Source organism: Acidimicrobiia bacterium, assembly GCA_029210695.1.
Lineage (GTDB): Bacteria > Actinomycetota > Acidimicrobiia > Spongiisociales > JAHEDJ01 > JAHEDJ01.
On sequence record JARGFH010000137.1, the window covers coordinates 1 to 2470 of the forward strand.

Sequence of the window (2470 nt, forward strand, 5' to 3'; positions counted from 1 at the left end):
CCAGTGTGACCGAAAACGACCTCGAACGCGAGCACCCCCGACCCACAACCACCAACTTTTTCGGCAGCCACCTAGAGATACACCCCGGGGAACTCGTCCTTGTCCTCGACCGGCGGCAATGCCGGCTGCTGTTGAATCTGCTGTAGTTGCGCCCGGGTGGCCAGTTGCTGGCTGAACAACGAGGCCTGGATGCCGTGGAACAGCCCTTCGAGCCATCCGATCAACTGTGCTTGGGCGATCCGCAACTCCGACTCGCTCGGAGTTTCGGTGTGAATGGGAACAAAGATGTCGTTGAATTCCTCGCGGAGGTCTTCGGACAGCACGTCTTCGAGTTCGGCCAGCGTTCGCTGGTGGACGTCCAGCAGCCTGCGGCGTCCTGCTTCGTCGAGCGGCGCCTGGCGCACCTCGTCCAGCATCGCTCGCGTCATCGAGGCCAGGCGGATCAGCTTCGTCGGGTGTGTGACGAAGCTCTCTTCCTTGGCCTCCACGGTTGACTCCGGCGTCTCCACGACTTCCGGATGCAGCGGCTGTTCGGGTTCGGCGATCATTTGGCTCCTCGAAGGTGTCTCCTTTGAAGCCTAGCCAGGCTCGAGATTTCTCATCCCCGACTTGCTTTCTCCGCAGAGAGACGTTCCAGGAAGCGCTCGGAGTCGACGCCGGCATCCGGTCCGAACACCCTGGCGCGTAAAGGGTCGGCGATCGTTGCTGCGATTCTGCGCCGTGTGTCCGGGTCGAGTTCGTCGCGGCGTTCGAGGAACTGGCGAACGACGGCCACTTCCGCGGAGGTGACTCCGCTCACGTCCCAGGCCGGGCCAGTCGTTGCCGGTATGTCCTCGAGGAGGGTGCCGGTGTTTCTCGCCCCGCGCCGATCGCGGATCACGACCGTCGAGGCCGCGATATCTCCGAGGCGCTGGTGTTTGGCGGTGGTGGCGATGGCGATGATTCCGATGAAGTAGACGCCCGGCAGGAGGTCGACGATGCGAATGATGTTCCGAATGGCGCTGGTGGTGAACCCAACGGGACCGCCCCCGACGGTGACGACGCGTATGCCGGTCGCCTGTTTCCCGGGTGTTCGTCCCGAGTTCAAGGTTTCGAAGGCGATGTCGTACACAAAGAACAGCGAGAAGAACACGATCCATACGAACGCGGTTGCCAGAGCTGAGCCATCCTCTCCCAGTCCGGAGAGGAACCAGCTGAAGATGAGAACCACCAGAAGCACGAAGCCCTTGATGATCGTGTCGAGGAGGCTGGCGGCGGCCCTGGAGCCGAGACCCGCTAGCGTCAGCTCCAGCGTGACACCCTCGGGAGTTTGGATGGTGATGCGATCGTCGAGTTCCACGGCATGAACCTTAAACGGTTCGTCGATGAACGCAGCGCTCGATGGGGCGAACTTGCCGGGCTCGTTGAGCAAGCAGGGACCCGTCCGGAGAAGCTCGATCCCGGCGCTCTCTTGAGACTCGGGTCGCTCTACCGGAGCACGACGGCCGACCTCGCCCTGGCGCGGAGGAGATTCCCGCGCGATCCGATCGTCGGCCGGCTGGAGGACCTCGTCGGCAGGTCCAGGCACTCCGTGTACGAGGGAGGCAATCGCCGGCAGACGGTGCGCGAGTTCTTCAACCGCACCTACTGGAGGTTGCTGACTGAGCGCTCTTCGATGCTGGTGCTGGCGGGGGTTGTGTTGTTCGCCCCGGCAATTCTGGCGTCGGCCTGGGCGCTTGCCGAGCCCGAAACGGCACGGGCCGTGGTTCCGGCAGGTTTCCTGTGGGTTACCGAGTCGCGACCGGAAGGGACGGATATGGGCCTGTCGACGCTCGGTCTCGCCGGGTTCTCGACGTTCGTCTTCGTGAACAACATCCAGGTGACGCTCCTCGCCTTTGCGCTCGGCATCTTCTGGGGAGTCGGCACCGGTTGGGTGCTCTTCCAGAACGGTCTGATTCTCGGCGCCGTGGCCGGGTTGGGGGTGGAGGCCGGGAACGGAGATCTTCTCGTTGCCGCACTGGCCGGTCATGGCATCCTCGAATTGAGCTGCATAGTCGTGGCGGGGGCGGCGGGTTTGTCGCTCGGTCGTTCCATACTCCGCCCCGGCCGTGTGACCCGCCGGAAGTCTTTGGTGATTGAAGCGCGGGCGTCCGTCCAAATCGTGCTGGGCACCATTCCCTGGCTGGTATTGGCCGGATTGCTGGAAGGTTTCCTGAGCAGGGTCGGCATCGGCCCGGCTCCCGTGACGGTGGTCGGAGTGACGGTCGGAGCGGTGTTCTGGGGCCTCCTCGTATGGCGAGGCAGACCCCCGCTTCCGCGATAGCCCGCCGCTCCACTGCCTACTGCTTACTGCAATGGTGCGTATGGCAAGGTGCCAATTGCCAATTGCCAATTGCCAATTGCCTATGGCTTATGGGGGAACCGCCAGGACATCGTTCCTCTGTTCCGCCATGACATCGTTCCTCTGATCGTGCGAGGAGGCATGTTGTGG

General features: G+C 63.3%; 3 protein-coding genes. 1 reads left to right on the plus strand and 2 read right to left on the minus strand.

The window, feature by feature from the left end; genetic code table 11:
- Positions 1-71: 71 nt before the first annotated feature.
- Positions 72-548, minus strand: coding sequence for a DUF2587 domain-containing protein (locus P1T08_18690; GenBank protein ID MDF1598101.1), 477 nt, complete (start codon positions 546-548; stop codon positions 72-74).
- A 50-nt stretch (positions 549-598) separates the two neighbouring features.
- Positions 599-1339 (minus strand): RDD family protein, encoded by a 741-nt coding sequence (locus tag P1T08_18695; protein ID MDF1598102.1) that lies wholly within the window; start codon positions 1337-1339, stop codon positions 599-601.
- Between the two features lie 3 nt (positions 1340-1342).
- Here P1T08_18695 and P1T08_18700 point away from each other — a divergent pair, with 3 nt between their 5' ends.
- Positions 1343-2302 (plus strand): stage II sporulation protein M, encoded by a 960-nt coding sequence (locus P1T08_18700; GenBank protein MDF1598103.1) that lies wholly within the window; start codon positions 1343-1345, stop codon positions 2300-2302.
- Positions 2303-2470: the final 168 nt, after the last annotated feature.